Origin of the sequence: Paenibacillus sp. NRS-1781 (assembly GCF_050467745.1) — a bacterium.
GTDB classification, from domain to species: Bacteria; Bacillota; Bacilli; order Paenibacillales; family Paenibacillaceae; genus Paenibacillus; species Paenibacillus terrae_A.
On sequence record NZ_JBITPI010000053.1, the window covers coordinates 26210 to 51817 of the forward strand.

19 protein-coding genes are annotated in these 25608 nt (G+C 43.4%); 14 read left to right on the forward strand and 5 right to left on the reverse strand.

The features are described from left to right. Positions 1 to 33: 33 nt before the first annotated feature. The 5 genes from ACIFO6_RS19755 to ACIFO6_RS19775 all read left to right on the forward strand — a co-directional run bounded on the left by ACIFO6_RS19755 (position 34) and on the right by ACIFO6_RS19775 (position 10672). Positions 34 to 1392, forward strand: a complete 1359-nt coding sequence (locus tag ACIFO6_RS19755; RefSeq protein ID WP_430043122.1) for an MFS transporter — start codon at positions 34 to 36, stop codon at positions 1390 to 1392. Positions 1393 to 1458: 66 nt separating this feature from the next. Then, positions 1459 to 3939, forward strand: coding sequence for a glycoside hydrolase family 3 N-terminal domain-containing protein (locus ACIFO6_RS19760; protein ID WP_430043124.1), 2481 nt, complete (start codon positions 1459 to 1461; stop codon positions 3937 to 3939). A 138-nt stretch (positions 3940 to 4077) separates the two neighbouring features. Then, entirely contained in the window at positions 4078 to 5568 is a 1491-nt protein-coding gene (locus tag ACIFO6_RS19765) for an ABC transporter substrate-binding protein (RefSeq protein ID WP_430043125.1), read from the forward strand. Positions 5569 to 5875: 307 nt separating this feature from the next. Continuing rightward, positions 5876 to 8320: a glycoside hydrolase family 2 protein gene (locus ACIFO6_RS19770; protein ID WP_430043127.1), complete on the forward strand. Its 2445-nt coding sequence runs from the start codon at positions 5876 to 5878 to the stop codon at positions 8318 to 8320. Positions 8321 to 8365: 45 nt separating this feature from the next. Beyond that, positions 8366 to 10672 carry a glycoside hydrolase family 3 C-terminal domain-containing protein gene (locus tag ACIFO6_RS19775; protein WP_430043129.1) on the forward strand — a complete coding sequence of 769 codons (2307 nt, stop codon included), beginning with the start codon at positions 8366 to 8368 and terminating at the stop codon, positions 10670 to 10672. Positions 10673 to 11021: 349 nt separating this feature from the next. Here the strand turns inward: ACIFO6_RS19775 and ACIFO6_RS19780 are convergent, their stop codons facing one another. The 4 genes from ACIFO6_RS19780 to ACIFO6_RS19795 form a co-directional block, all read right to left on the reverse strand. Continuing rightward, positions 11022 to 12326 (reverse strand): pectate lyase family protein, encoded by a 1305-nt coding sequence (locus ACIFO6_RS19780; protein WP_430043130.1) that lies wholly within the window; start codon positions 12324 to 12326, stop codon positions 11022 to 11024. A 217-nt stretch (positions 12327 to 12543) separates the two neighbouring features. After that, entirely contained in the window at positions 12544 to 13332 is a 789-nt protein-coding gene (locus tag ACIFO6_RS19785; protein WP_430043131.1) for a hypothetical protein, read from the reverse strand. Between the two features lie 87 nt (positions 13333 to 13419). Continuing rightward, entirely contained in the window at positions 13420 to 14409 is a 990-nt protein-coding gene (locus ACIFO6_RS19790) for a hypothetical protein (RefSeq protein WP_430043133.1), read from the reverse strand. Further along, positions 14402 to 15313 (reverse strand): helix-turn-helix domain-containing protein, encoded by a 912-nt coding sequence (locus tag ACIFO6_RS19795; RefSeq protein WP_430043135.1) that lies wholly within the window; start codon positions 15311 to 15313, stop codon positions 14402 to 14404. The genes ACIFO6_RS19790 and ACIFO6_RS19795 overlap by 8 nt, the downstream gene beginning before the upstream one ends. Positions 15314 to 15491: 178 nt before the next feature. Between ACIFO6_RS19795 and ACIFO6_RS19800 the strand changes: the two genes are divergently transcribed. The 6 genes from ACIFO6_RS19800 to ACIFO6_RS19825 all read left to right on the forward strand — a co-directional run bounded on the left by ACIFO6_RS19800 (position 15492) and on the right by ACIFO6_RS19825 (position 21170). Then, positions 15492 to 16322 (forward strand): class I SAM-dependent methyltransferase, encoded by an 831-nt coding sequence (locus tag ACIFO6_RS19800; RefSeq protein WP_430043137.1) that lies wholly within the window; start codon positions 15492 to 15494, stop codon positions 16320 to 16322. Continuing rightward, positions 16303 to 16551, forward strand: coding sequence for an acyl carrier protein (locus tag ACIFO6_RS19805; protein WP_430043139.1), 249 nt, complete (start codon positions 16303 to 16305; stop codon positions 16549 to 16551). Before ACIFO6_RS19800 ends, ACIFO6_RS19805 begins: the two co-directional genes overlap by 20 nt. 68 nt (positions 16552 to 16619) lie before the next feature. Beyond that, positions 16620 to 17747 (forward strand): UDP-glucuronosyltransferase, encoded by a 1128-nt coding sequence (locus ACIFO6_RS19810; RefSeq protein ID WP_430043141.1) that lies wholly within the window; start codon positions 16620 to 16622, stop codon positions 17745 to 17747. Then, positions 17744 to 18853 carry a radical SAM/SPASM domain-containing protein gene (locus ACIFO6_RS19815; RefSeq protein WP_430043143.1) on the forward strand — a complete coding sequence of 370 codons (1110 nt, stop codon included), beginning with the start codon at positions 17744 to 17746 and terminating at the stop codon, positions 18851 to 18853. The genes ACIFO6_RS19810 and ACIFO6_RS19815 overlap by 4 nt, the downstream gene beginning before the upstream one ends. 51 nt (positions 18854 to 18904) lie before the next feature. Next, entirely contained in the window at positions 18905 to 20095 is a 1191-nt protein-coding gene (locus ACIFO6_RS19820) for a radical SAM protein (RefSeq protein ID WP_430043146.1), read from the forward strand. Positions 20096 to 20198: 103 nt separating this feature from the next. Next, complete coding sequence (locus ACIFO6_RS19825) at positions 20199 to 21170, forward strand: GDP-mannose 4,6-dehydratase (RefSeq protein ID WP_430043148.1); 972 nt, start codon at positions 20199 to 20201, stop codon at positions 21168 to 21170. Between the two features lie 64 nt (positions 21171 to 21234). Here the strand turns inward: ACIFO6_RS19825 and ACIFO6_RS19830 are convergent, their stop codons facing one another. Further along, on the reverse strand, positions 21235 to 21531 hold the full coding sequence (locus ACIFO6_RS19830; RefSeq protein ID WP_430043149.1) for a helix-turn-helix domain-containing protein: 297 nt from the start codon (positions 21529 to 21531) through the stop codon (positions 21235 to 21237). Between the two features lie 117 nt (positions 21532 to 21648). On the opposite strand from ACIFO6_RS19830, the gene ACIFO6_RS19835 reads away from it, so the two are divergent. The 3 genes from ACIFO6_RS19835 (at position 21649) to baiCD (ending at position 25523) form a co-directional block, all read left to right on the forward strand. Next, positions 21649 to 22398: an SDR family NAD(P)-dependent oxidoreductase gene (locus ACIFO6_RS19835; RefSeq protein WP_430043152.1), complete on the forward strand. Its 750-nt coding sequence runs from the start codon at positions 21649 to 21651 to the stop codon at positions 22396 to 22398. Positions 22399 to 22791: 393 nt separating this feature from the next. Beyond that, complete coding sequence (locus tag ACIFO6_RS19840; protein ID WP_430043154.1) at positions 22792 to 23376, forward strand: TetR/AcrR family transcriptional regulator; 585 nt, start codon at positions 22792 to 22794, stop codon at positions 23374 to 23376. Positions 23377 to 23585: 209 nt separating this feature from the next. Next, positions 23586 to 25523, forward strand: coding sequence for a bile acid Fe-S flavoenzyme BaiCD (baiCD, locus tag ACIFO6_RS19845; protein WP_430043155.1), 1938 nt, complete (start codon positions 23586 to 23588; stop codon positions 25521 to 25523). The last annotated feature ends 85 nt before the right edge of the window (positions 25524 to 25608 follow it).

A 25608-nucleotide genomic window follows, 5' to 3' on the forward strand; every position in this document is an offset into this window, starting at 1 on the left:
ACCAGGCATCTAAGCAGAAAGGCTGAAAACAAAATGGAACGAGAGCTAACAACCAGACAGTTGATTGGAGATGCTTTAGGACAATTTTCATTAAATGCTGTGACGATGTTGATGTCATTATTGATGTTCTTTTACACGGAAGTTGTAGGTGTTTCGGCAGGTCTTATCGGGACAATACTGTTATTAACCAAGGTCATTGACTCCGCGGCCGATATCGGTATGGGTTACATCGTGGACAGAACTCGCTCCAAGCATGGTCAAGCACGTCCTTGGCTATTATGGATGACCATTCCGATGTTCGTATTGACTGTACTGGTGTTCATTGTACCTAATATAAGCGACGGCGGGAAAATAGCATACATCGTTATAACGAATCTATTATTCTATATTTGTGTGATTACTCCGACTTCAATCCCTTATGCAAGTTTAATGGCATTAACAACGAGAAGCAATGAGGATCGCTCTATAATGGGCTTATTTCGGGCCGTCGCCTCATTTGTTTCGGGTGGTGTTGTCACAATTGCCTTTATTCCTGTAGTTAATATGTTAGGTGGAGGGCAAAAAGAATGGATCTTTTTAGCTTCGGTAATAGGATTAATTTCATCTGTCGGAATTTTTATTGCCTATAAATCTACGAGGGAAAAATATAACACGGAACAATTAAAGCAAGAAGGGGAGATCAAGAAGACCCTTTCTCTACTGACAGGTGCAAAATTACTTTTTTCAAACAAATATTGGCTGGTCACTTTTTTGTTAGGATTCTTCACTAATATCTCATTTGGCATGGCTAGCTTATCTGGTATGTACTATGCCAAATACATCTGGGGTAATGTAAATTTAGTGGGAATCCTGGGTGCAATAACGCTTCTCCTAAATCTTTTAGTGTTTGCCATTTCCGTCCCTATTATTAAACGTTGGGGTCAACGGAATACAGCTGTCGTCGGATTAATTGTAGGTATTGTAGGTAGCGTAGTTCGTATCATTGATCCACACAGCATTACGATTGGTGTCATTGGATCTGCGTTGCAATCGTTCGCCATGATTCCCTTGATGGTCGTCATGATGCCGCTTATTACCAGTACGATTGAATATGGAGAATGGAAGCATGGTCAACGGATCGTTGGATTAACCAATAGTATTAATTCTCTGGGCAATAAGGTAGGTACGGCCCTTGGAACTGCGCTTATCGGCTGGCTTCTAGCCTGGGGACATTTTCAAGAAGGAGCAGCTGTGCAAACGGAGTCAGCAAATTCTATAATTATAGTTATGGGTATCTATGTTCCGCTTGTATTGTATATAATTATGGCCGTTTTACTTTACTTTTACTCTCTGGAAAAACAATATACCCGTATACTGGATGATTTATCTAAAAGACGGAGTCCAATAGAGTAACCATGGCGTTGCCGGATTAACGAATGTACAGCAAATGAATGATACAATATGGTAGGAGGTTTATAAATGATTTATAAAGATGCAAGTAAGTTGATTCATGACAGAGTCAGCGACTTACTTGAAAGAATGACATTAGAGGAAAAAGTAGCCCAATTATTTTGTGCAACTGTAGAAGATGGAGAGGACAGTCTTGCTACTCTGAAAGAAAGTATGAAGGACGGGATTGGCACCCTAAGCTGTCTTAATGTCTCCTTAACAGGCGATAATAAGAAAGATATTCATAAACTAAGAAGTATACAAAAATATCTTATGGAAGAAACAAGATTAGGCATTCCAGTGCTCATTCATAATGAGGGGATAGCAGGAGCCCAGATACCGGGAGCGACGACTTTTCCGCAATCTCTTAATCTGGCTTCAACTTGGGAGCCTGAATTGGCTCGGAAAATGGGTGAGGTCGTAAAAAGGCAACTGCTGTCCTATGGTTTTAGGGCCGTACATTCTCCTCTTTTTGACTTGGGTAGAGATCCAAGGTGGGGAAGAATCGGCGAAACCTATGGAGAAGATCCTTATTTAGTTGCTCAAATGGGGGTGGGCTTTGTTAGCGGCATCCAAGGAGACAATGAAGTGATGTCTGCAGCCAAACACTTTGTCGGTTATGGAAATGCCGAAGGTGGCAGGAACGGTGGAGAACAGCAAATCGCAGAAAGAAGACTGCTGGACACGTATTGTTTCCCGTTTGAAGCGGCAATACATGAATCCAATCTGATGGGTGTCATGAATAGTTATGGCATCTTGAATGACCAAGCAGTGTCTACGTCAAAATGGTTGCTGACAGACGTCCTCAGAGATAAATTAGGATTTAATGGACTAGTTGTTGCGGATTATGGCAGTATCAGTCATGCTAATTCGCGATATCGGGTGGCACAAGACCCGAAAGAAACAGCTATTCTGGCGCTTCAGGCTGGAATGGACGTCGAGCAGCCTAATAACTATTGTTATAAGCACTTAGTTGAAGCTGTAAACTCAGGGGAGATTGAAGAGTTCTATGTTGATCGTTCCGTAAGAAGGGTTCTTGAAACCAAATTTAAGCTAGGCCTTTTCGAGAATCCTTACGAAGTTGGAGATTTCTTTGAAGAAATTAACAAGGCAGAGAATCAGATTTTATCTCAAGAGATAGCTGAGAAATCCATTGTTATGGTAAAAAATGAAGATCATATATTGCCATTAAAGAAGGAATTGAAAATTGCGGTTATTGGCCCATCTTCAGACAACAAAACGAACTTCTTTGGAGGATATTCATCGGTTGGTTCTGCAAGTACCAAAAGTAGTGATTTCGATAAATCCGAAGAAGACCACTATTTAAAAATAGCTTATGCTGGCGCCATTACTGAACATAAAGACGCATTCAAACCGTTAGGCATTGAATTTGAGGACCAACCGACACCGGAACAAAAAGAAATCATCATGAATTTAATAAAGCAAGGCCGAAGGGAGCATACTTCATCCAATAAGGTGTATGAAACGACGGAAGAATTTACGCAAACATTCTATCCGAATTGTAAATCCGTCAAGGACTTTTTGGAAGAAGAGTTTGGAAAAGATAATGTATTACATGCAAAAGGGTGTAATATTCTCCAGCCCATTGATGGTGGGATAGATAAAGTTAAAGAGGCTGTCCTACAGGCGGATATTGTGATTGCTGTATTAGGTGGAAAAGAAAGTATGATTGATCCTGAGGCAACCTGTGGAGAAAATAAAGATAATAGCAATATTCATCTTGAGAAACCACAGTTGGAAATGATGGAAGAAGTGTTCAAGTTGAATAAACCGGTCATATCCATCATTATTGATGGTAGACCATTAGCAACTCCTGCTATAAGTGAACAAAGTAAAGCAGTCTTGTATTCATGGCTTCCTGCACAGTCCGGGGCAGAAGCAATCGTCAACATTCTTACAGGAAAAAGAAATCCAAGCGGGAAGCTACCAGTGACAATTGTAAAAGAAGCAAGCCAAATTCCGATGTATAACAGCAGATTGCCATTCTATGTCGAAATAGATGACTGGGCCGAATTTATTGATCCTAGCAGCAACACACCGCTCTACCCATTTGGTCATGGATTAAGCTACACACAGTTTGAATATAGTGATTTGAGTCTGGACAGTACGGTTCAGTCCGATGGAGAATTGAGCCTGAAATTTAAGGTGAAAAATGTAGGAACATTTAGAGGTGATGAAGTCGTACAGATGTATATGAGGGATTGTGTAAGCAGTGTTGTAAGACCAGTTAAACAACTTGTTGGATTTGCTCGTATTAGCCTGGATGTTCAAGAAACGAATGAAATTACTTTTAAGGTCAATATGAAACAACTGGCATTCCATGATTTAAACATGGATCAGATCGTGGAACCAGGGAAGATAGAAGTGTTTATTGGAGCTTCATCTCAGGATATTCGATTAAAAGGTGACTTTTGTATTGTTGGTGAGAAAATGATTATAAAAAGAAAGGTGTTTTCATCAAGGGTAACAGTAAACAAAACTGTGGAGTGATAAAAACATTTAGTTGGTTATGATGTGTAGGTAATGGTAGACTAAAAAAGTGGACACCTTAAATTTAAGGTGTCCACACAAGTAGAAGTAAACTGTACATAACCATGAAATCGAAAAAACCATTAGTGGGGGATAACAATGAGAAAAAGAATGAGCTTAGTAAGTGCTCTTCTTGTCTTCACGCTGATATTATCCGCTTGTAGCGGTAATGATGTTGAAAAGGCAAAATCAGCCGATACTAAGGCAGATGGAACAGTGGAGTTAACTGTCGCATTTCCAATTTTCGGTGCTGCACCGAAGGATATCTCTCTCGTTCAAGATGCCATCAACAAAATCGCCCAGAAGAAAATTAATGTTACGGTTAAACTATTACCGATCGGCTTTGGGGATTGGCAGCAGCAAACCAATTTAATGTTCTCCAGTAATGCAAAGCTTGATTTAATTCCCACAATTTATAACTACAGTTCATTAGTATCAAAAGGTCAACTTATTCCTCTAGACGAACTTCTGACAAGACAGGGGAAAGGAATTACCCAAGCGTTGGATCCAATCTATCTGGATGCTGCAAAAGTTAAGGGCTCTATTTATGGCGTTCCTACCTTACGCGACATGGTCACCACTTATGGTATTGCGATGCGAAAGGATCTAGCTGATAAGTACAAAATTGATGGTGCACGGATTAGGAATATAAAGGATGTAGAGAGCGTATTAAAAACGGTTAAAGCTGGTGAACCGGATATTGCTCCATTGGTTCCGGGAGCTGTAGGTGCTTCTATACTCGGAACCTATCAAACGTATGACTCTCTTGGTGACCTAACCGGTGTTTTGCCAGGTTATGATAATCATTTGAAGCTGGTGAATCTTTACGAAACAGAAGAATATGCCAATCAGCTTCAAATGGTTAGAAAATGGTATGAAGAAGGGTTGATCCTTAAGGACGCCGCAACTAATAAAACTCCCAAATATGATTTGATCAGATCAAAACAGGCTTTTGCATACTTGCTCCGTGTCCAACCTCAAACATATGAAGGTGAGACGCTAACCAGCAGCGTACCTATGGAAGTTGTAGCATTCTCACAGCCGGTAGCCACAACATCAACGATAACCAATGTAATGTGGGGAATTCCGGTTAACTCCAAAACTCCAGAGAAAGCAATGAAATTCCTTAATCTGATGTATACAGATAAAGAGATTGCCAACTTGTTGATGTGGGGGATTGAGGGAAAACATTATGTATTCAAATCCGAAAAGATCATTGATTTTCCAAAAGGCGTTAATAGTCAAAATTCAGGGTATTACTTAAATACAGGATGGTTGTTCGGTAACCAATTTTTGTCTTATATTTTTAATGAGCAAGACCCTGACTCATGGGGGAAAATTAAAGAATTTAACAAGTCGGCACTTAAATCCAAAGCGCTTGGTTTCTCCTTCGACTCTACTCCTGTTAAGGCCGAATTTGCATCTGTGGGAAACGTTATCTCCCAATATGCTGTCCCACTTGAAACTGGAAGTGTTGATCCCGATAGAATACTGCCGGAGTTTATTGCAAAGTTGAAATCGGCGGGAATGGACAAAGTCATCGCAGAGAAGCAAAGACAACTCAACGAATGGGCGAAGACAAGCAAGTAACATTATCTTGTATTCTATACGGTCATGCAATTGCATGACCGTTTTTTAAATAGAATGGTCGGAAAAGTGCAAATCGGAAGTCGGTGAAGTGGTAGAGGATATAGTGGCAGATCCAATAAAATGGGCTTAGAATTGATAGTTTTACCGATGATACAACGAACCAAAGTATTCATATGAACCCTAGGGCTTATTCAGTACGTCGAACGTCAATACGTGCACGTTCCAGGTACTTATGCGGTTCGGTGATACTATTATTTCATAAAGGACATACAATTAAAATTCTAAAGAAAAGATGGTGACACACTTTATGATTAGAACATCCTTTAATGCCGATTGGACGGTTGGACCGAAAACGACTTATTTTTCCGAGCTTGCCACAGATCAATCCTCTTCAAAATTGGTTACGCTTCCACATGATTCCATGTGGGAAAATGAGAGATTGAAAGACGGTAGTAGCAATATTGCTTGTTATCCTGACGGGGAATACGAATACAAGAAACGTTTTTTCGTTCCCTCCGAGTATCGTAACAAGCGAGTTGCGATTGAGTTTGAAGGCGTATACAACCAAGCAATGATCTATATTAATGGGGATTATGCCTACCAGCAACCGTTTGGTTATAGTCATTTTTATGTAAAGGCCGACCGATTCCTCAAGTACGGGGTAGAGAATGAAATCAAGGTTATCGCTAAGACAAATAAAGATTCTCGTTGGTACACGGGGGCCGGTATCTATCGCAATACCAAGCTGATCGTTGGTAATCTGGTTCACACTGCCTTTGACGGTGTGAAAATTGATACACCTGATATCCATGATGATCGTGCTGTAGTAAGCGTAGCAACCGTAATTGAAAATGAAGGTTTACACACCGTAACTACGCATGTATTAAGCGAAATTGTCGATGCGAGTGGCACTGTAGTTGCGTCCGATCGGTCGCCAATTACGACTTTTGCAGGAGAATCTGCCACACTTCGTCAGCGTATGGTTGTAAGGGATGCGAAGCTTTGGAGCGTAGATCAACCGAATTTGTATACGTGCAGAACAACAGTTACAGCCGGAGATGAAGTGTTGGATGAAGAGACGACGTCCTTCGGGATTCGTTCGCTTACACTGGATTCCGATCGAGGGCTATGCATCAACGGGGACATCATCAAGCTGCGTGGAGCTTGCATCCATCATGATAATGGCGTAATCGGTGCAGCAACGATTGACAGAGCCGAAGAGAGACGGATCGAAATTCTGAAAGAAGCAGGCTTTAATGCACTGCGCAGTTCGCATCATCCCATGAGCAAATCTCTTCTTGATGCATGTGACCGTCTTGGTATGCTCGTTATGGACGAGAGCTTCGATATGTGGACCAGTTCCAAAACCGAGAACGATTATGCATTGCATTTCCCAGTTTGGTGGGAAAAAGACATCGAAGCCATGGTTCATAAGGACTATAATCACCCGAGCGTCATCATGTATTCGATTGGTAACGAAATTCCGGAGACGGGTAGCTCGATTGGTTCGATATGGGGACGTAAGCTGTCGGAGAAAATACGGTCCTTGGATTCTACACGATTTGTAACGAATTCTGTGAATTTTATGCTTGCTGTAATGAGCGATTTGGCTAAGCAGAAGGAATTAATGCAACCCGAAGCGGACGATGCTGGTGGCATTAACACGATGATGAATGATTTAGGCGATCTTATGGGGAACATCGTATCCAGTGAATTATGTACAATGAAAACAGCCGAGGCTTTCGCCAGCGTGGATATTGCAGGCTACAATTATGGAGATTCAAGATACCTCATGGATAAGGAATTATTCCCTAATCGTATTATCGTCGGAAGTGAAACCTTCTCCAACAGAATTGATAAGAGCTGGAAAATTATTAAGGAAAATAACCATCTAATCGGCGACTTTGCTTGGGCTGGGTGGGATTACTTGGGTGAAGCTGGAGTCGGAAGAGTTCAGTATGATATAAAAGAAGCTACACATTATATTCAAAGCACGTATCCTTGGATTACAGCTTGGGTCGGTGACATTGATATTGTTGGTAATCGTAGACCGGTATCGTATTACCGTGAAATCGTGTTTGGTCTTCGTAAGGCTCCATACATCGCAGTTCAGAGACCTCAGCATTATTTCAAAAAGGCTACTCTGTCAAGTTGGGGCTGGAGTGATTCTATTTCTAGCTGGTCGTGGAACGGACATGAGGGTCAACCGATCAAAGTGGAAGTGTACGCCGATGCCGAAGAAGTCGAACTACTGGTCAATGGCAAATCGGTAGGGAAAGCTGCTACAGGGGAAGCAAACCGCTTCAAAGCAGAATTTGATACCGTCTATGAGCCAGGAGACGTTACAGCGATAGCCTACATTGGTGGACAAGAAAGCGGCCGGATGACGCTTCATTCGGCAAGTGGTGATGTCAAGTTGGGAGCAGAAGCTGATCGAACAAATATTACAGCTTCCGACAGCGATCTTTCTTTTGTCATGATCAGCCTTATAGACGATCAGGGGAACCTGTATAACACCGCCGACCGCAAGGTTAAGGTCCAGGTTGATGGACCGGGCTTGCTTCAGGGATTCGGTAGCGGAAACCCCGCTTCTGAGGAAGATTTTTTCGATGATGAGCATACAACTTTTGACGGCAAGGCATTAGCAGTTGTGCGTCCGACCGGAAAAGGTACAATCACCGTAACGATCACTGCTGAAGGCTGTAATCCGCATACTGTTCGCATCAACAGCGGAGCTAATGAATGTGAATAAGGGAAATAGGTTCGTGATGTATAATTTGTAATAGGAGGATTTATCTTGGAAAATAAAAAAATAAAAGAGATCGTATCCCGAATGACGCTTGAGGAAAAAGCAGCACTTACTTCCGGCTGGGACAATTGGTTCACGAAAGGAGTTGACCGTCTCGGCGTACCGAAACTTCAATTAGCCGACGGTCCTCATGGTTTAAGAATCGAGCCTTTACAGAGTGAGGATACGAATCTATTTAACTCTAAACTCGCAACTTGCTTTCCGACAGGTTCTCTTCTCGGTTCCAGTTTTGACACTACACTAGCTAAAGAGGTAGGGGAAGCACTTGCAGATGAGTGTTTGGCAGAAGGCGTTGACGTTCTTCTTGGACCTTCACTTAATACCAAAAGATCGCCGCTTTGCGGCAGAAATTTTGAATACATGTCAGAGGACCCACTACTGGCCGGAGAGATGGGAGCCGCTTATATAAATGGCGTTCAAGGCAAGGGAATAGGAACGAGCGTAAAACACTTTTTCGCTAATTCACAGGAACACAGACGTGTGACTTCATCCTCGAACGTTGATGAACGTACTCTCCGAGAGCTATACCTAACTAATTTTGAAATCGCCATTAAAAAGTCTCAGCCTTGGACCGTTATGACTTCATTTAACAAAATTAATGGTACTTTTGCTGCAGAGCATACCCAGTATATCGAGGATATGCTATATAAGGAATGGGAATTTAATGGTTTTGTTGTGTCGGATTGGGGAGCTGTTCACAATCGGGTTGAAGCAGCCAAGGGAGGAACTGCGCTTACGATGCCCGCAGACTCCAAAAATGATTATAAGCTAGTAGAGGCGGTTATGTCTGGCGAACTTGATGAAAAGCAGCTTGATAAACTCTGTGAACGGATTATTGAGGTCACGTACCGTGTTAAAGAGGGGAAAGTGAAACAAGAACGCGACTTTGAAACAAGTCTTGCCCGAACTCAAAAAGCAGCGGAGCAGTCTATTGTATTATTGAAAAATGAAGGTGTACTACCTATTTCCAAAGAAAGCAAGGTTTCCTTTATTGGTCAATATTCTAAATCCCCTCGCTATCAAGGGGGAGGTTCCTCGCATATTAATTCATACAAAGTCATATCGGCACTTGATGCTGTTGCAGAAATAACAGAGGTTACCTATGCCCAAGGCTATGAGGACAATCAGGAACGGACAAACGAAGTTCTTCTGGCGGAAGCTGTTGAAGCGGCGAAAAATGCTGACGTAGCGGTTGTGTTTGTGGGTCTTCCGGAATCGTTTGAATCAGAAGGCTATGATCGTAATCATATGAGAATGCCGACTTGTCAAAATGAGCTCATCGAAGCGGTTGCGGCCGTTAATCCCAATACCATTGTAGTTCTTCAAAACGGATCACCTGTAGAAATGCCATGGGCAGATCAAGTGAAGGGAATCGTGGAAACCTATCTTGGCGGCGATGCTGTAGGTGCCGCTACTGTTAATATCTTATATGGTAAAGTCAATCCTTCAGGAAGATTAGCAGAAACGTTCCCTAAGAAGCTGGAGGATAATCCGTCCTATCTGTTCTATTTCGGTGAAAATGATAATGTAGAATACCGTGAAGGTGTGTTTGTTGGATACCGTTATTATGAGACAAAAAAGTGTGACGTGCTGTTCCCGTTCGGTTACGGATTGTCCTATACCACATTTGGGTATTCCAATCTTAAGCTGAGTCATACTACGCTGGATTCCGAAACGGAGACACTTACTGTTAGTGTGGACGTGACTAACACAGGTAAAGTTGAAGGCAAGGAAGTAATACAGCTATATGTTGCGCCTCACAAGGGGGTTATCATCCGTCCAGTGAAAGAGCTTAAGGGGTTTGCCAAAATAAGCTTAAATCCAGGGGAGACTAAAACCGCTACTTTTGTACTTGATAAACGTTCTTTTGCATATTGGAATATCGAATTAAACGGATGGCATGTCGAAAGTGGAAAGTACGATATCGTAATAGGCAAAAATGCGCGCGACGAAGTACTCAAACAAACGACAGTCGTAAATGGAGTGAAATTATTTTCTGGAAAGCTGACCGAACTTTCCACGATTGGAGAATTGATAGCAACACCGAAGGGTGCTGCATACTGGGAAGAAATTCAACCACGTTTTATTGAAGGCTCGATTAAAGCAGGTTTTTCCAAAGAGTCGGATGTAGAACAAGCAAACGCTAATGTGTCAGGAGAAGAACAAGACAGCAAAATTCAAGTATTGTTATCACTTGCTCTAAACACTCTATGTCTCGTTATATCTGATTACACCGATGAAGATCTTCTTGCTGCATTAGAAGAAATAAATAAGGAGGATTGGCGGACCTACTAAGTGAATAAATAAAAGTATGCATCGAGGCTTGGAAGATCACGACGGCCAAGATGATATTTGTAAATACTGCTTAAAGGATAACCATAGAACTGTCGGAATAAAAACATACTATTTTTTTGATTCAGCTATAATATGTTCAACTGAACTAAACGAAAATGAAATTTTCAGAGTAGCACACGGATGTTAGTATGGCATCCGTGTGCTTTTTTTATTTAAGATGTAGCATGCAAGTCGTTATTGCCGAAAGTGGATTGTCAACACTAAACTAGAACTAGGTGATAAATCGATTGGCATCAGAGTTATGTCTTAATTACTTTTACGAAATGTCTTAAAATAGCAGCTTTAAGGACTACTCCAACTTAACTGAAAATTGATACAACCATTCATCAATGCTGTGGTCAGGTACATTTAAAGCACGGTAGGTCGCTGGAACAGCCGGGTATCCCCCTACGTCTTCCTGACTATCAATTATCTTTCCTCGACCAGTCAGAAAATCGGAGATAATTCGTTGATCTGTAGCATCCCGGTCCTCCGGCCTTGCTCCTGCATGCTCAGTGACCTCCTTTACTACTGCCGAGGCTGCTAGTGCTTCAAGTCCTTCAACCCAAACAGGTGGATTGTCAAGTTCCTTAATTCCGCCAAAAGTCAGTGGGACTGACTTGCCATTACGGTCATAAGCAAGATTATCTTTGAGATAAGCCCAGCCGCTTTTACTGTTCGTTCCGACAATACCTAACCCTTTAGTCGTATCTACTCCATGCCGCATGTAATTACCGACGATACTGACTCTAGGGCCTTCCGGTTTGATCCCCGTATCCGTCCATTCATTCTCCACGAATCCGAGCCGAATAGCCCATTTTCCCGGATTATAAATGGCATTGTTAACAATTACGCCCGTCGAGAACGCTTTGAACCACGGATTACGTTCCATGTTATGGGCATAAAGGTTTCCGATGACTGCCACATCTTGGACGTAATCATGAACGAGCGTGCCCATGGAATGGGGACCCTTCTCATGAACGGAATTATACAGGCCCTCGGAGATAATACTATTGCTGAGTGTTACACGGTGGGTAGTCGCCTTGGTTCCGCTGGTACGAGGACCTGAGAAGGACATGTTCTCATCTACTCCCCAAGAAAAGGAGCAATGGTCAATGACAATGTTATAAGCGGAGGCTCCGTAAGTGGACACATCTGGCTCAAAGCCTGCACCTTGAGTGCTGTCACCGTCGCCCATCCGAAACCGGACATGTTGCATCAACACATCATGCGTTCTGATCTGCAAGCCTCCCTTGATGAATGTAATGCCAGGGGAGGGGGCCGTCTGACCTGCGATGGTCACGTAGGGTTCTCTCAGTTCAAGACGCACCTTTTCTAGATTGATGACACCGCCGACTTCAAATACAATAATCCGCGGTCCCTTGGTTTCTAATGCCGCACGAAATGAGCCTGGGCCGTCATTGTTCAGATTGGTCACCTTGATTACCTTTCCACCCCGGCCTGCTGGAGTGTCAGTCCCGTATCCCACGGCTCCCGGGAACACCGGTTGGGCTTCGGCTTGGCCAGCTGTTACAGCACCCATCATCCATACCCATAACAACAACATACATAAGCCCGCTTTCCATCCTTGTTGCAAACAGCTTCGTACATCCATCTAGGATATTCCTCCTTTTTTCTCATACTAAAAATAATATATATATCCTAATATAACTTTTTTTGAGATTAGTTCCAACTATTTTAGTGCAAAAAGATTATGAATCTATTGCTCACAGCTTAATTGTACTACCGTTTCAGATAGCAAGCCGGAGAGAGCAATAAAATCCCAAAAAAACTCTAACCAGCTTTGAGGCAGGTTAGAGCTTTTCGTCAACTCATCGATCTTGCAGGGGAGGCTCCTGCGTGAGCCAGTTCCATTCATTGTTTTCAACAAAACGGCTAATAGCCTGATCGAAGGAAATCCCGGGGTCCTTGAACGCCAGCATCATTTTGGCAAAATCCATGCATTTCTCGAAGGTCGGTGCTAACAGCAGCGAGTTGACTTGCTCGACGAAGTTATCCGGTTTCTCCGCCGCCCCGGTAACCGCTTCTATTAGACCTTTGTGGCAGGGGAACAGAATACGGTTGTGAGTTAGAATAACCCGACCACTGAACAATACCAGATTACTGGCCGCATGAGACATAAGATAAGTATTGTCTTTTTTGGCAGCCTCACCTGCAAAATAGAAAGCATACAGGTATATCTGTGCATAAAAATCCTTGATGTCGCGTTCACGATTTTTTTCAGGATACACCGAAATCCGAGCCAGCAAGTTATCCAAGTCAGGAATTCTCGAAAAATAAGCCTTAGAGCCAACAAATGACGCTCGTGTTGGCTCACTTCCATGCTCGGAAGCGCTTTCCAGAAAGTGAAGATTTATAATTTTACCGTCTATGTAGCCTTCTGGATAATCGCAAACGTCATGATTCGTGTAGGCGAGCAAATCCTCTGCTTTGCGCCGCTCAAACTCCTCATCGTCTACAAGCAGGTATACATCAACATCTGATGTTTCTTTTGCCTTGTTCTGGGCTACGGAACCTGCTGTAATGACGGCCAGAAATGATGGGTTCGGCTTTAACAGTTCAACCAAATTGTCCATTGCTTTACGGTGATGCTCATACATTCTAATCACTCCAGTCTGAGATAGAAAAAAATTCACTCTTCCTGTAAGGATAACAAACAGGTCCGTATGAAGATATGGGTAATGACGTCATGTTCTGACGGTTCTCTCGAACCATTCCACCAGTTGCTCCAAGATACGTTGTTCTGCTGCGATAACATCCTGTAGAGTTTTTAAAAGCTTGATGCGGGCTGTCTCTTTATTTCCGGCCAAGGCTATTTTGATCATTTGAAAACGTATAGCCTCCCAGCAGTCAGCCATCTCCAGCATTTGTACAGCCGCTTCATGCAACGGACGCTGGTTACTAAATTGATACAGTTGATTCAGCAGGAAAGCGTATCGCTTTCGGTTAAGCTCGAATTTCATCAGCACAAAGTTTTGCGGAAGCATAAGCCGCTCAGAAGAACAGGGCGGCAGGCCTTCTTCCGCATATGCGGCTGCGAACGCCTCTAGATTGAGGAATGATTGCATCAATTCTGCACGCTTCTCGCCACTGCATATTGAGTATTCCAGCAGATACTTCCAGTCATGAGGAGCGTAAGAGGGGGCCATGGCTTCAAACACACCATACGAATCACTGTTTATTTGAAAAATGCTCCAAGGTAAGGTTTCGCAATGCTTATTATGAAAAGCATCCATAAGCTGAATTTCGTTTCTTGCACGATCCAAACCGATAACCAAGCAGGAGTGTTGGGTGTGTACTATTTGATAACCTGTTGACCACGGGCACTCGTATACGTCGATTCCCACTAAAACAGGCATATTCGCAGTCAATTGTTGCTCCAGCAATGCCAGCAGGACCTGTTCGTCTTTTCTGTCCTTCGGTCTTTGGGTAAAAGATAATTTTATGCCATGGAAGGAGGATAAATAATCCAGGCTGGGTTTTGGAAAATCCAGCCTTTCCATGAATGGCTGTACCAAGGTCCCTTTGGGCTGGAAGGAGAAGCCCCATGTATTGGCATACATACATGTGTAACCCCTGCCAAGCCAATTGGCGACGGAGGCAATACAGTCGTCAGTACAGCATATGAGCTTGTCGGAATCCGGAATGCTTCTTCCGACTGGCGATATATTAAGCAAGCTCCCAATCCTCCTCGCTGGGCATATTTTTTTCACGGTACCGTGATCTGTATGTACCGGGTGTGATGCCCACTCTTTCAGCGAACAGCCGATAAAAATATTTCATGTCCTGAATTCCAACAAGCAATGCAATGGATTGGATCGTTAAATTGGTATATTTCAGAAATAAACAGATGTTTCGAATCCTGATCTTTTGCAGCATTTTGACATACGTACATCCTGTTTGTAATTTGAACAGGCGCTGAAAGTGGCGAGGACTTACTGCAATGGACTGACTTACTTCATGAAGGCTCATGGAATTCTGGCAGTTATTGCTCATATGATGAATGATTCCATGAATAGGACAGTCCTCTTTCTTAAACGTGAGAATTGCTCTCCGATCTTTTGTTTCAATTAGTATCTTTATGAGATGTATTAAAGTTCCATACCGTATCAGGGAGTTATCAGACATACAGGCTGAGGTTTGCCCTTCTGTGTGTAATACCTGAAACAGACGTACAATTTCTCCTGACTGATCATGATAAGCACGCCATTTCTTTTCGAGATGATAATCAGCAACTTGACAAAAAAACTGACTTAAGGGACTTGGTATTGAGTTAGATGGGAAGCCCACCAATTCAGCTTTATACAGACAATTCAAGATGCGCAGGGGCTGTATCCCGGTCAGATCCCTGGGTTGAAAACAATGGACAACGCCGACAGGAATAAAGAATAAATCTCCCTGTACTACGTTAAACCGTTCCTCTTCAATGTAATGAATCCCTTCCCCTTCACAAACATAGGCAATTTCAAAGAATTCATGGCTATGGCGTATGCAGCACGGATCTTCCTTCGCAAGCACGGTTTGAACGGAGACATTTCCTTGAAAAAAATAACTTGTACTAAAAACGGGTGGGTTTTCCATCAATATTCCTCCAATCCGTCTATATCTCAAATGCAAAATGATTTATGAGGAGTTTGATAATATCATAACTTAAAATTATTGGCGTTATCAACCATATATTCACATGGTTAAAAGTGATAGTAATATATTTAAGGGATTGATGAAGGGAGGGTATAACATTTCACATACAACTGAGCCATTGGCTTCACAAAAAATAACTGTCCTTCAAGAACCCAGTGCATGGAAGGTAAAGCTCGTCACTGGGGCATTTGTAGTATTTTTCACTTTACTGAGTCCAGTTTATTATTTGAACAGATGGCATTTTAAAAGAAACAGCCGACGTAACCCTTTCTACACCAGCAAGCTGGTACAGCTGCAATCACGTTATCCAATTTTCTACGAGCTGGCCATGTATGTACAGAATTTTCCTGTACCGCATCTGGTGTACAAGGCGCTGCCCAAGCTACAGGGTGATGTGCTGCAGGTTGGCTGCGGTACAGGCCTGCTTAACAAGTATCTGCACAAGAACAAGGATATTCGCTGGATCAATATGGACCCGAATCTGAATTCACTGCGTTTAGGGAAGAGGCTGGGCCGCTTCTCCACTTTTGTCCACGCTTCCATCGACAGACGTACTTCTCTGAGCCCAAATTCCTGCGATACCATTTTGTTTGCACGCAGCTTTCATCACATTCGGAATCACAAGAAAGCATTTGTTGAATGCGTTCGGCTTTTGCGTGAAGACGGCACAATCATTATTACTGACCCCGTCGTCCTGGAAGAAAAGGAAAAGCATTCTGACAAAAAAGGATATATGGGAAATTCATCTATTGATGGCGTCATCTGGCGCTTTAGCAAGGAGAGCTTTGTTCGCCACCTGAAGATGTGCCTGCCTCCGGAGCTGGAAATTGAATCCATAACATATATTCGCCAGCTTCATGTGACCAATTATAACCTGTTTGTTCCCCAGACTGATATCATTGCCGTATTGAAAAAGAGGAGGAATAATTATGCAGCTAAAAATTATTGAAATTATTGCTGACATTAAGGAGGATCCTTCTTTGAGGAACAAGCTAAACGGTTCATCAGATTTAATGAACGATGCGGCTCTGGACTCCCTGCAAATCATCAGTTTTATTCTAAATGTTGAAGAAGCTTTTGGGATTGAGGTCGATTTTGACAGCTTTGATCTCGATCACCTGAACTCCATAGACCGTTTTTGTGAATTTGTTGGGCATTTGTCAGCTTCAGCCTCATGATAGATACATTGTGATATAAGCAGTTATTATGCAGGCGTGGGTCTGCCTTTAGGAAGAGGTGCTTGCAAGTGAAGGATGTTGTGACCATTCTATGCTCCGGCTTCGGGCTCGGCTTTTACATCCCCGGCTTGCTGCTTGAGCAACAATTAAAAGCGCTTGGTATCGAGGTTGAGACAGAGGTTTTTGAAAGTCTGATGACTGATGAAAAGAAAAGCAAAACCGACGAGAGCCGAAATGCCTATCACGCCAGCTTTGCAATAGCCCTGGGATCACAGCGAATTCCAGCGGATATCAGGCGCAGTCTCGACCCTAACGCCACCGCTGCTTTGCTGGATCGCTGGATTCGGCAAGGACGTCGTCATTTTATCAGTCTTTCAGGACATTGGGTGCATATCCTAGATATGTTGCGTGAGCGCGGCGTTACCGGGATCCAGGCGGATTTGCTCCATGTGGATTCGGACTTGTCACCCTCCTGGAAGCAGCTTCAGAAGCTGAATCCCTACTATGCTGCTCCATACCGTGAAATTGAATTGTACGACAAAGAATGTATGGCAGTTAAATTTAAAATTGATGTGACTGGACACCAACCGCTAGCCTATGCAGAAAGAAACGGAAGACTGGTTCTGCACGGAGGGGGCTGGGGTATTGGTACTTACCAACAGAAGGCAGAAGAGCTGGAGCAGAGCGGCTATGGATTGGATATAGCCGCATACCGGACAGAGGATATCGTTAGACATGCTTCTTCGGACCGAGATTATTTTATGAATGACCCACAGTGGCGCACATGGATGCGGGATGCTTGGGACAAGCTGACATTCCCGCCTTTTGCACGTGTTCCGGTGGAAGGGAGACCTGATTTCCGGTTACACGGCGCTTATCACGGCGTATACGATATCATTCGCACGGCCGCTGCGGTTATCAGTAAACCGGGTGCGGGTGCCTTAATTGATTCGCTGGCGGCTACTACACCATTGGTGCTGTTAGAGCCCTTTGGTACACACGAAAGAAAAAATGCAGAGATCTGGAAGGCACAAGGTTTCGGCATTGATTTTGAAGAGTGGCGCAGCCTCAGATTTGACCGCGGGGTGCTGGAGCGTCTGCACTTCAATTTGTTGAACGAGAGATCCAAGAGCCCCGACTATGCTGCCCATTATGCTGCCGAACTGGCTGTGGCGGATGGGAGGGGGCAGACATGAGCATATCCAGCTCTGCCATTCAAGAGCCGTTAAAAATGAATACCTCATTGCCCAAATGGGTTTTTCTGCAATTGCTCGAAAGCTGTAATTTGCGATGCAGAATGTGTTATGAATGGGGCGAAAATGGTCCCTACCGCGAGAAAAAAATACTAAAGGAGCTGGACATTGAGGTCGTTAAGGATATTATTCAGACATGCCAGCCTGCCCAGCCTTATTATGAGCTTTACGGTGGGGAGCCGCTCCTGTATCCGCATATTGAGGAAGTGTTGAAAGCCATCACGGAAGCAGGCAGCAAGGTTCATATGCCCACGAACGGTACACTGCTGGAAAAATACGCCGAGCTGCTGGTCGCGTATCCGCCCGAGCGAATATGGATTTCGCTGGACGGGCCTCGCGAGGTAAATGATGCTCAGCGGGGGAAAGGTGTATTTTCCAAAGCACTGAAAGGAATAGACAAGCTGTATAAGCTTCGTGCTCAGACGGGCTCCTCTTATCCGCAAATCGGCATCAGTACGGTGGTGACTCCTTCCAATTATAAGCACTTGGAAACATTCTTTTTTGAGGCTCTGGACATATCCAAACTGGATTGTATTAGTCTTGAACTCCAAGCTTATATTACCCAGCAAAATCACGATCATTATGCGGGTGTACTGCGCAAAGAATTTGGTGTACAAGAAGCTCCACTGTCTAAAGGATTTGTTTGTGATCCTGCAATATTTGCCGACATTGATGCTGCTAAAATCGCAAAACAGGTAAGACGAATCGCGGATTATTGCAATGAGCATGGCATGTATTTGAATACTTATCCCAAAGAACTGTCGGAAGATAACATCCAAAAATATTTCAGTGCAGACTGGTTCTCCATGTCCAAAATCAAGAAGCGCTGTCCGTTTCCCTGGGTCAGCACAGAAATTAATGCCAGGGGCGATGTAACCTCCTGCCATGCCTTCTATGATTTGACGTTAGGGAATGTGAATGAGTCCAGCATCTCCGAAATTTGGAACGGAGAAAAGTACAAGCAATATCGCCGCTATTTACGAAAGCAACTTTTCCCGATTTGTCAGAGCTGCTGCCTATTTTACAACGAAAAACCGGACAGGGCATAGCCCCGTATCACAACCTGTTGTCCCCAGTGAACATTGAAAGGTGGGATAAGGATGCAACCGAGTAGCAAGGTGACGCTGGATGCCAAAGCGTTTGAGGTATTGAAACGAACGATTAAAAACGTTGTTGTTCCTCACCGTAAACGAAAAACAGATCCCGGCTATAGAACTCCAATGCCCGAGGTGCTTGCGTTGAAGCTGACCAACCGCTGCAACCTGCGCTGTAAGCATTGCTACCAGTGGAACGATTCGGGCTACCATCATGATATGGACAAAAATGAGCAGAATATGGATCTTGATCCTGATATATTCCGTCGCGTACTGGAAGAAACCAGAGAGACTGGCTCCAGACTATATTTGTGGGGTGGTGAACCTTTATTCCATCGCAATATCGGAGATATTCTGAGGATGATGGAGGAGGACCCCCGTGAAACGACCATTTGCACAAACGCCTATCTCATTCATAAATATGAGGAGGAATTATGCCGGATTTCTGCCAATCTTGAGCTTCTGATCGCCATTGAAGGCTTTGAGCAGGAGCATGATTTAATCCGGGGCAAGGGCTCGTTCCAAAAGGTTATGGAGCAAATTGACCGCCTCCTGAAACTGCGCCAGGAAGGACGATTTCAAGGCAAGATTTCGGTGCATAGCGTCATTAACGACAATATGATTGGACGTCTTTACGAACTGATGGAATTTTTTGAGCATAAAGGGATTGATCTCGTATTGCTTTGCTTTCCATGGTATATTTCAGACCAAACAACAAGCGAGATGAATACATTTTTCACTGAGAACTTCAACTGGCTGAAACCAATTCAGGATGGTGAACGCAGTAGCTGGCATGCATTCAAATATCACATCAAACCGGAGAATATAGACAGACTGCTGCAAGACCTGAAACGCATGAATACCCGGACATGGCATACACGTATCCGCTACCAGCCTGGACTGGATTTTGACGAAATCGAAGATTTTGTGCGCGGAAATGCGATGACGTCGCGTTGTGCCACCAGGTGCCTTGCCCTCAGCACTCGTGCTGATATAACACCAACCGGAAATATAAGCGCATGCAAATTCTTTTCGGAATTTTCGGTCGGTAATTTACATGACCAATCCTTGACGGATTTGTGGAATTCCGAAGCGTATGATCGAATCAGGCGCTCACTTGGAGAGCAATTGTCACCAGCCTGCTCGAAGTGCAATGTACTGTATTTGCATGGCTCATCTACACTATCACATATTTGAGCGCAGTAGTACCATCGTTTGCATAAAACGTAACTGTCCGAGACTGTGATACGTTGTGTGTTGTCTTTTCGCAATCTCAGCAGAATATACAGGAGATGGTGCATTGAAAAAGATAATTGTAACTGGGGCAGCAGGCTTCCTGGGTTCACATTTAACCAAAGAATTGCTGCAAAAGGGGCATGAGGTCTTAGCCATTGATAACTTTCTATCCGGGAATTATAGTAACCTGGGAGATGTAATCAAAAATGACCGTTTAACACTCATCGAGCATGATGTTTCGGATGAGCTGGTACTTGGTTTGGAGGAGGTAAAGGGGGCGGATGAGCTTTATCATTTGGCTTCGTTGGCTTCGCCTGCATTTTATAAGAAAATGCCTTTTGAAACCATAGCTGCGAATACTGTAGGAACCCGAAATATGCTGGAAATTGCGAGAATCAACCAATCCAAATTCTTATTTACCAGTACTAGTGAGGTTTATGGTGATCCTGAGGTTACCCCGCAATCCGAAGAATATCTGGGAAGCGTTAACACATGGGGACCCAGAGCCTGTTACGATGAAGCCAAGAGACTGGGTGAGGTCATTTGCTATGAGTATGTTCACCGCTATAAGGTGCAGGTTAAAGTAGCCCGAATCTTTAACACCTATTCAGGTGGTTTAAGGAATGATGATGGAAGGGCAATCTCTAATTTCGTCAATCAGGCTTTACATGATAATGATATTACGATTTATGGAGATGGTACCCAGACCCGTTCCTTCTGCTATATAGATGACACAATACATGCGCTTCAACTGATGATGGAAAAAGAAGAGGCTACCGGAGAGATTATTAACATCGGTAATCCCGAGGAGCATACTATTCTTGATATCGCTCAATTCGTCAAGAAATTGACACAATCCAATAGCAAAATTACGTTTCAACCGCTAACCCAGGACGATCCCAAAATGAGGTGTCCCAACATTGATAAAGCAATCAAAATTCTAGGCTGGGAACCCACTATTGACCTTGAAGAGGGGCTGAGGCGTACAATCTGTTCCTACAAGACAAATGGTAAAGGTATATTAAAAAAAAGCTAAAAAATACCAGCGTGCAGACAAAGTATCATTAAGAAATTTTGTCTGCATATTTTTTTGCATTTGCCTACCCCTCTATACTCTCATCTTTAAATTCGCCCCGCTGTGTTTTCGGTTTTAGAAAATGAAGAGTCAATTGAAGCTTCAGACGAATATCACCGTTACTCAGATCAATTTGGAAAAGTTCACGTATTCTGTTAATACGATAGAACAATGTATTTCTATGAATAAAAAGTGTTTTTGCAGCAAGATTCGGGGTGTCCACATATTGAAGGTAGGCTCCAAGGGTGGGCAGCAACAACGGACATGACGGTTGAAATGATTTATATCCTACCTCTATAGAATTGATTATTTGCGCAAGCACATTGTGGAAATGAGAGTAGCCATTGTACGGATTTGCAATACAAAATGTTGTCGAGTATACTGAAAAATGATAGCTAAACTATCATTTTTTAAAATAATAGACGAATGAGGTGAGCTTATGAGATTAGCTAACAAAGTAGCAATTATTACGGGCGCGGCTGGCGGCATGGGGAAATCGGACGCATTGCTGTTTGCCAAAGAAGGCGCGAAGGTCGCCATTACAGACCTGCAGGAGGACAAGCTCCAAGAGGTTGCTTACGAGATTGTCAAGAGCGGGGGCGAAGCAATTGCTTTTAAGCATAACGTAGCTTCAGAAGAAGATTGGGTTCGCATTGTGGACGAAACAGTTGCGAAGTTCGGTAAGATCGACATTTTAGTCAACAATGCAGGGGTTTCCAATGCCACAGCATTTATGGATATGACTGTCGAAGGCTGGGAAAAGACAATGTCTATTAATGTGACGAGCATTTTCCTCGGTCAGAAGTATGTTATTCCTCATATGATTGAGGCTGGTGGCGGCTCAATCATCAATATTTCTTCCATCGCAGGATTAACTGGCGGAAGTGGAGCTGGCCCATACACGGCAAGTAAAGGCGCCGTTCGTATGCTGACCAAAGCAACGGCGGTTGATTTCGCCAAGTACAATATCCGTGCGAACTCCATCCATCCTGGATATATTGAAACGCCAATGACGGTCGATTTGTTAAAGGACGAAAATATGAATCAATGGTTCCTATCACAGACGCCGCTTCCACGTTTGGGCAAGCCGGAGGATATTGCCAGCGGTGTCCTATTCTTGGCGTCGGATGAGTCTTCCTACATTACAGGCGTGGAACTGCCGATTGACGGAGGTTATTCCGCGAAATAATCATCGAACTTCCCGGACTGCGTTCTCTGTATCAGCCGTGGAGTTGTGCGGTGATGACGATATCGCCGTCACCGCAATATCGAACAATTACATAGAGACTGGCCGATATTAGTTTAACTGTTCCCAACTATTAGATCGCGAGGGAGAAAAGGCGACCGAGCTCGGTTTAAAAGATGGAGCATTCGAATATCTGACTACAAATATGAATTTAGAGAAAAAGATGCTGCAAAAAAATATCTTAGACTGCTGATTAATTAGCAGTTTTTTTTATGAACGAAGAGGATGTGTTTTGATAGAGAACATTAATATTTCGCTTTAATTTTGTTGCTCCATTGTTAATATTAGCTGATTTGATATAATACGTTAAAGATTAACAATTTACAGAGGTGCCAAATGAGAAAGCTTAAAAGCATAGAAGAACGGATACTCGATCGGGCTCTATATCTAATGGGAATGAACAAAACCTGTGATATACCCATTAGGACTATAGCCAAGGAAGCCAATGTAAACGTCAGTGCGATTAACTATTATTTCCGGTCAAAAGAAGAAATGCTGAGGTTGGTCAAGGAGTTTTACATTGAGAACACCTTGACCGTTTTAGCTATATTGAACAACAAGAATTATAAGGTAGAAGAAATGTTGGTGTTGACGGCCAATGAAATCATGGAATATTCGTTGAGATTCCCAGGAAATATGGTAATTTTGAGAGATTCAAAAAAGCGTGCCGACATAGATGAGGTCTCAAGAAAAATTATCGACATATCTGCGGAAATAGAGAAACGGTTGAAAGAGCTAATTCGCCAACTTATTCCGGGTGATGAAACATGCTTCAATTATAAATACTTAATGTTTACTTCTTCTATTAATTATCCGACTGAGTATGATGGCAATGAGGACTTGGGAGGAACGCTATTAGTCGAAAGAAAGGATAGAATGACATATCTCAAGCTGCTGATCAGGACGCTGATATCAACTTAAGGAGTGCAGGAAGCGTGAGACCAATAGACTATGCTGGGATAGTCTATTTTTTACGAAAAAAATTCAAACAAAATGTTCTAAACATATTGATTTAATACTCTGTTCAGCTTATATTTAAATTGTGAATGACAAGTTGATATGTTTATAAACAAATTTGTGAAAATTATCACAAACAAAAGGTATTAGTAGTATCGAGGAGGAGAATTTATATGGCATATGACACTCTTTTTAGTCCTATCAAAATTAAAGGATTGGAACTAAAGAATCGGGTTATGTTTCCGGCAATGGGAACAAAGATGGCAAGCGAGGACCGTTTTGTAACGCAGCAGTTGATTGATTATCATGTAGCAAGGGTTGAAGGTGGCTGCGGTTTAAATATTACAGAAGTATGCTCTGTCTACAAGCTTGCTTCCCCGAAGAAATTTCTTGCGATTTCGGATGACAAATACATTCCTGGTTTGAAGAAACTTACGGATGCAATTCACGAAGCGGGGGGGAAGGCAGGAATTCAACTCTGGCTTGGAGGTCTAGCTGTAGGAAGTGATCCTGAGCAGATGATCATTATTCCAAGTCCTGTACTTGTGCCGGGAACAGAGTACACTATCCCCGGAGCAAGCCTGGAGACTATACAAGAAGTAGTCAAAGCATTTGGAGAAGCCTCCAAAAGGGCAGTAGAAGCAGGCTTTGACACCATCGAATTTCACGCTGGACATAATTACACCCCTCATTCCTTTCTCAGCTCCCATTTTAATCGGAGAACGGATGAATACGGTGGGGATTTGGAGCAACGGGCAAAGTTCCTGATTGAATGCATTGAGGCTATTCGTCAGAATATACCTGCTGATATGCCGCTGTTCATGCGAGTTGACGCGCATGACGATTATTTGGAGGATGGCCTGACCATTAAAGAGGTTATCCAATTTTGCAAGCTGGCCAAGCAAGCCGGAGTAGACATATTGGATGTATCCAGAGGCAACTTTTCCTCTTCGGGCATTATTTACGAAGTTCCTCCCATCGACCTGCCCAGAGGCTTCAACGTCGATAATGCAGCCAGAATCAGGAAGGATACTGGCATGATTACTGTAGCTGTAGGGCGAATTAATGATCCTGCTCAAGCCGATGAGATTCTCTCAAGTGATAAGGCAGATATGGTTGTAATTGGGCGTGCTCAGCTTGCTGATTCTGAATTTTGCAATAAGGCACAAGCGGGAAAAGCAGAGAGTATTGTCCGGTGTGTCGGATGCAATCAAGGTTGCTATGACGGATTTGTTGCAACGGAAATCCCATTTATCACTTGCTTGAGAAATCCGGCACTCGGCAGAGAAATCGAATACAAGCTAACCACTACCGAGCACCCCAAAAAAGTTTTGGTTGCAGGCGGCGGGATAGCAGGTCTTGAGGCAGCAATAATTCTGAAGCGCAGAGGTCATCATCCGATAGTATGCGAAGCTTCCGACGCGTTAGGCGGACAGTTTGCACTTGCTGGCGAAGCACCGAGAAAAGAAGAGATGAAGACAGCTGCTTTGTCTATGGGAGAGCAAGCCATCAGAGAAGGTGTAGAGGTGAAGCTTGGAACACCTGTTACCGCTTCTCTTATTGCGGAGCTTCAGCCCGACGAAGTGATCATTGCTGTTGGTTCTACTCCGATGGAATTGAAAGTTCCCGGCAGCCACTTGCCATTGGTAACAAACTCTCATGATGTTCTTGCTGGCAAGCAGACGGTTTCTGGCAAGGTTGTGGTTGTTGGCGGCGGTCTGGTAGGCCTGGAGGTGGCCGAATATTTACATGATCAGGCTTCCGAAATAACAGTGGTAGAAATGATGGATCAAGTAGCCAAGGATTTGGGGCAGCTGCGTTCGATATGCGTCATGGAAAATCTTTATGCTTCTGGAGTGAAAACCTTAACGGATGCCAAATGTGTGGAAATTAAGGACAACGCAGTTGTGATTGAAAGCAAGGGACAGCTTCAAGAATATCCATGTGATTCTGTTGTAGTTGCCATCGGTGCCAAATCAAGGGATTTTGAGAATATAAATGAGTTTTGCAGAGAGCATCACATTCCATGTCATGTTATCGGAGATGCGCTTCAAGCTCGCAGAGCGCTGAATGCCGTGGCCGAAGCGAACGAAATTGCACGGGCGATCTAAGCGAGAAAAGTGAGCAAGGGAAATTGAAGTTATCCATACAAATACGTGAGGTTTGAATAGAACCGAATCGAGTAGGAGGCTACCC

Coding starts and splice junctions, on each gene's coding strand:
- ACIFO6_RS19755 (WP_430043122.1), top strand. CDS start 34: ATGGAACGAGAGCTAACAACCAGACAGTTGATTGGAGATGCTTTAGGA.
- ACIFO6_RS19760 (WP_430043124.1), top strand. CDS start 1,459: ATGATTTATAAAGATGCAAGTAAGTTGATTCATGACAGAGTCAGCGAC.
- ACIFO6_RS19765 (WP_430043125.1), top strand. CDS start 4,078: ATGAGAAAAAGAATGAGCTTAGTAAGTGCTCTTCTTGTCTTCACGCTG.
- ACIFO6_RS19770 (WP_430043127.1), top strand. CDS start 5,876: ATGATTAGAACATCCTTTAATGCCGATTGGACGGTTGGACCGAAAACG.
- ACIFO6_RS19780 (WP_430043130.1), bottom strand. CDS start 12,326: ATGGATGTACGAAGCTGTTTGCAACAAGGATGGAAAGCGGGCTTATGT.
- ACIFO6_RS19785 (WP_430043131.1), bottom strand. CDS start 13,332: ATGTATGAGCATCACCGTAAAGCAATGGACAATTTGGTTGAACTGTTA.
- ACIFO6_RS19795 (WP_430043135.1), bottom strand. CDS start 15,313: ATGGAAAACCCACCCGTTTTTAGTACAAGTTATTTTTTTCAAGGAAAT.
- ACIFO6_RS19805 (WP_430043139.1), top strand. CDS start 16,303: ATGCAGCTAAAAATTATTGAAATTATTGCTGACATTAAGGAGGATCCT.
- ACIFO6_RS19815 (WP_430043143.1), top strand. CDS start 17,744: ATGAGCATATCCAGCTCTGCCATTCAAGAGCCGTTAAAAATGAATACC.
- ACIFO6_RS19820 (WP_430043146.1), top strand. CDS start 18,905: ATGCAACCGAGTAGCAAGGTGACGCTGGATGCCAAAGCGTTTGAGGTA.
- ACIFO6_RS19835 (WP_430043152.1), top strand. CDS start 21,649: ATGAGATTAGCTAACAAAGTAGCAATTATTACGGGCGCGGCTGGCGGC.
- ACIFO6_RS19840 (WP_430043154.1), top strand. CDS start 22,792: ATGAGAAAGCTTAAAAGCATAGAAGAACGGATACTCGATCGGGCTCTA.
- baiCD (WP_430043155.1), top strand. CDS start 23,586: ATGGCATATGACACTCTTTTTAGTCCTATCAAAATTAAAGGATTGGAA.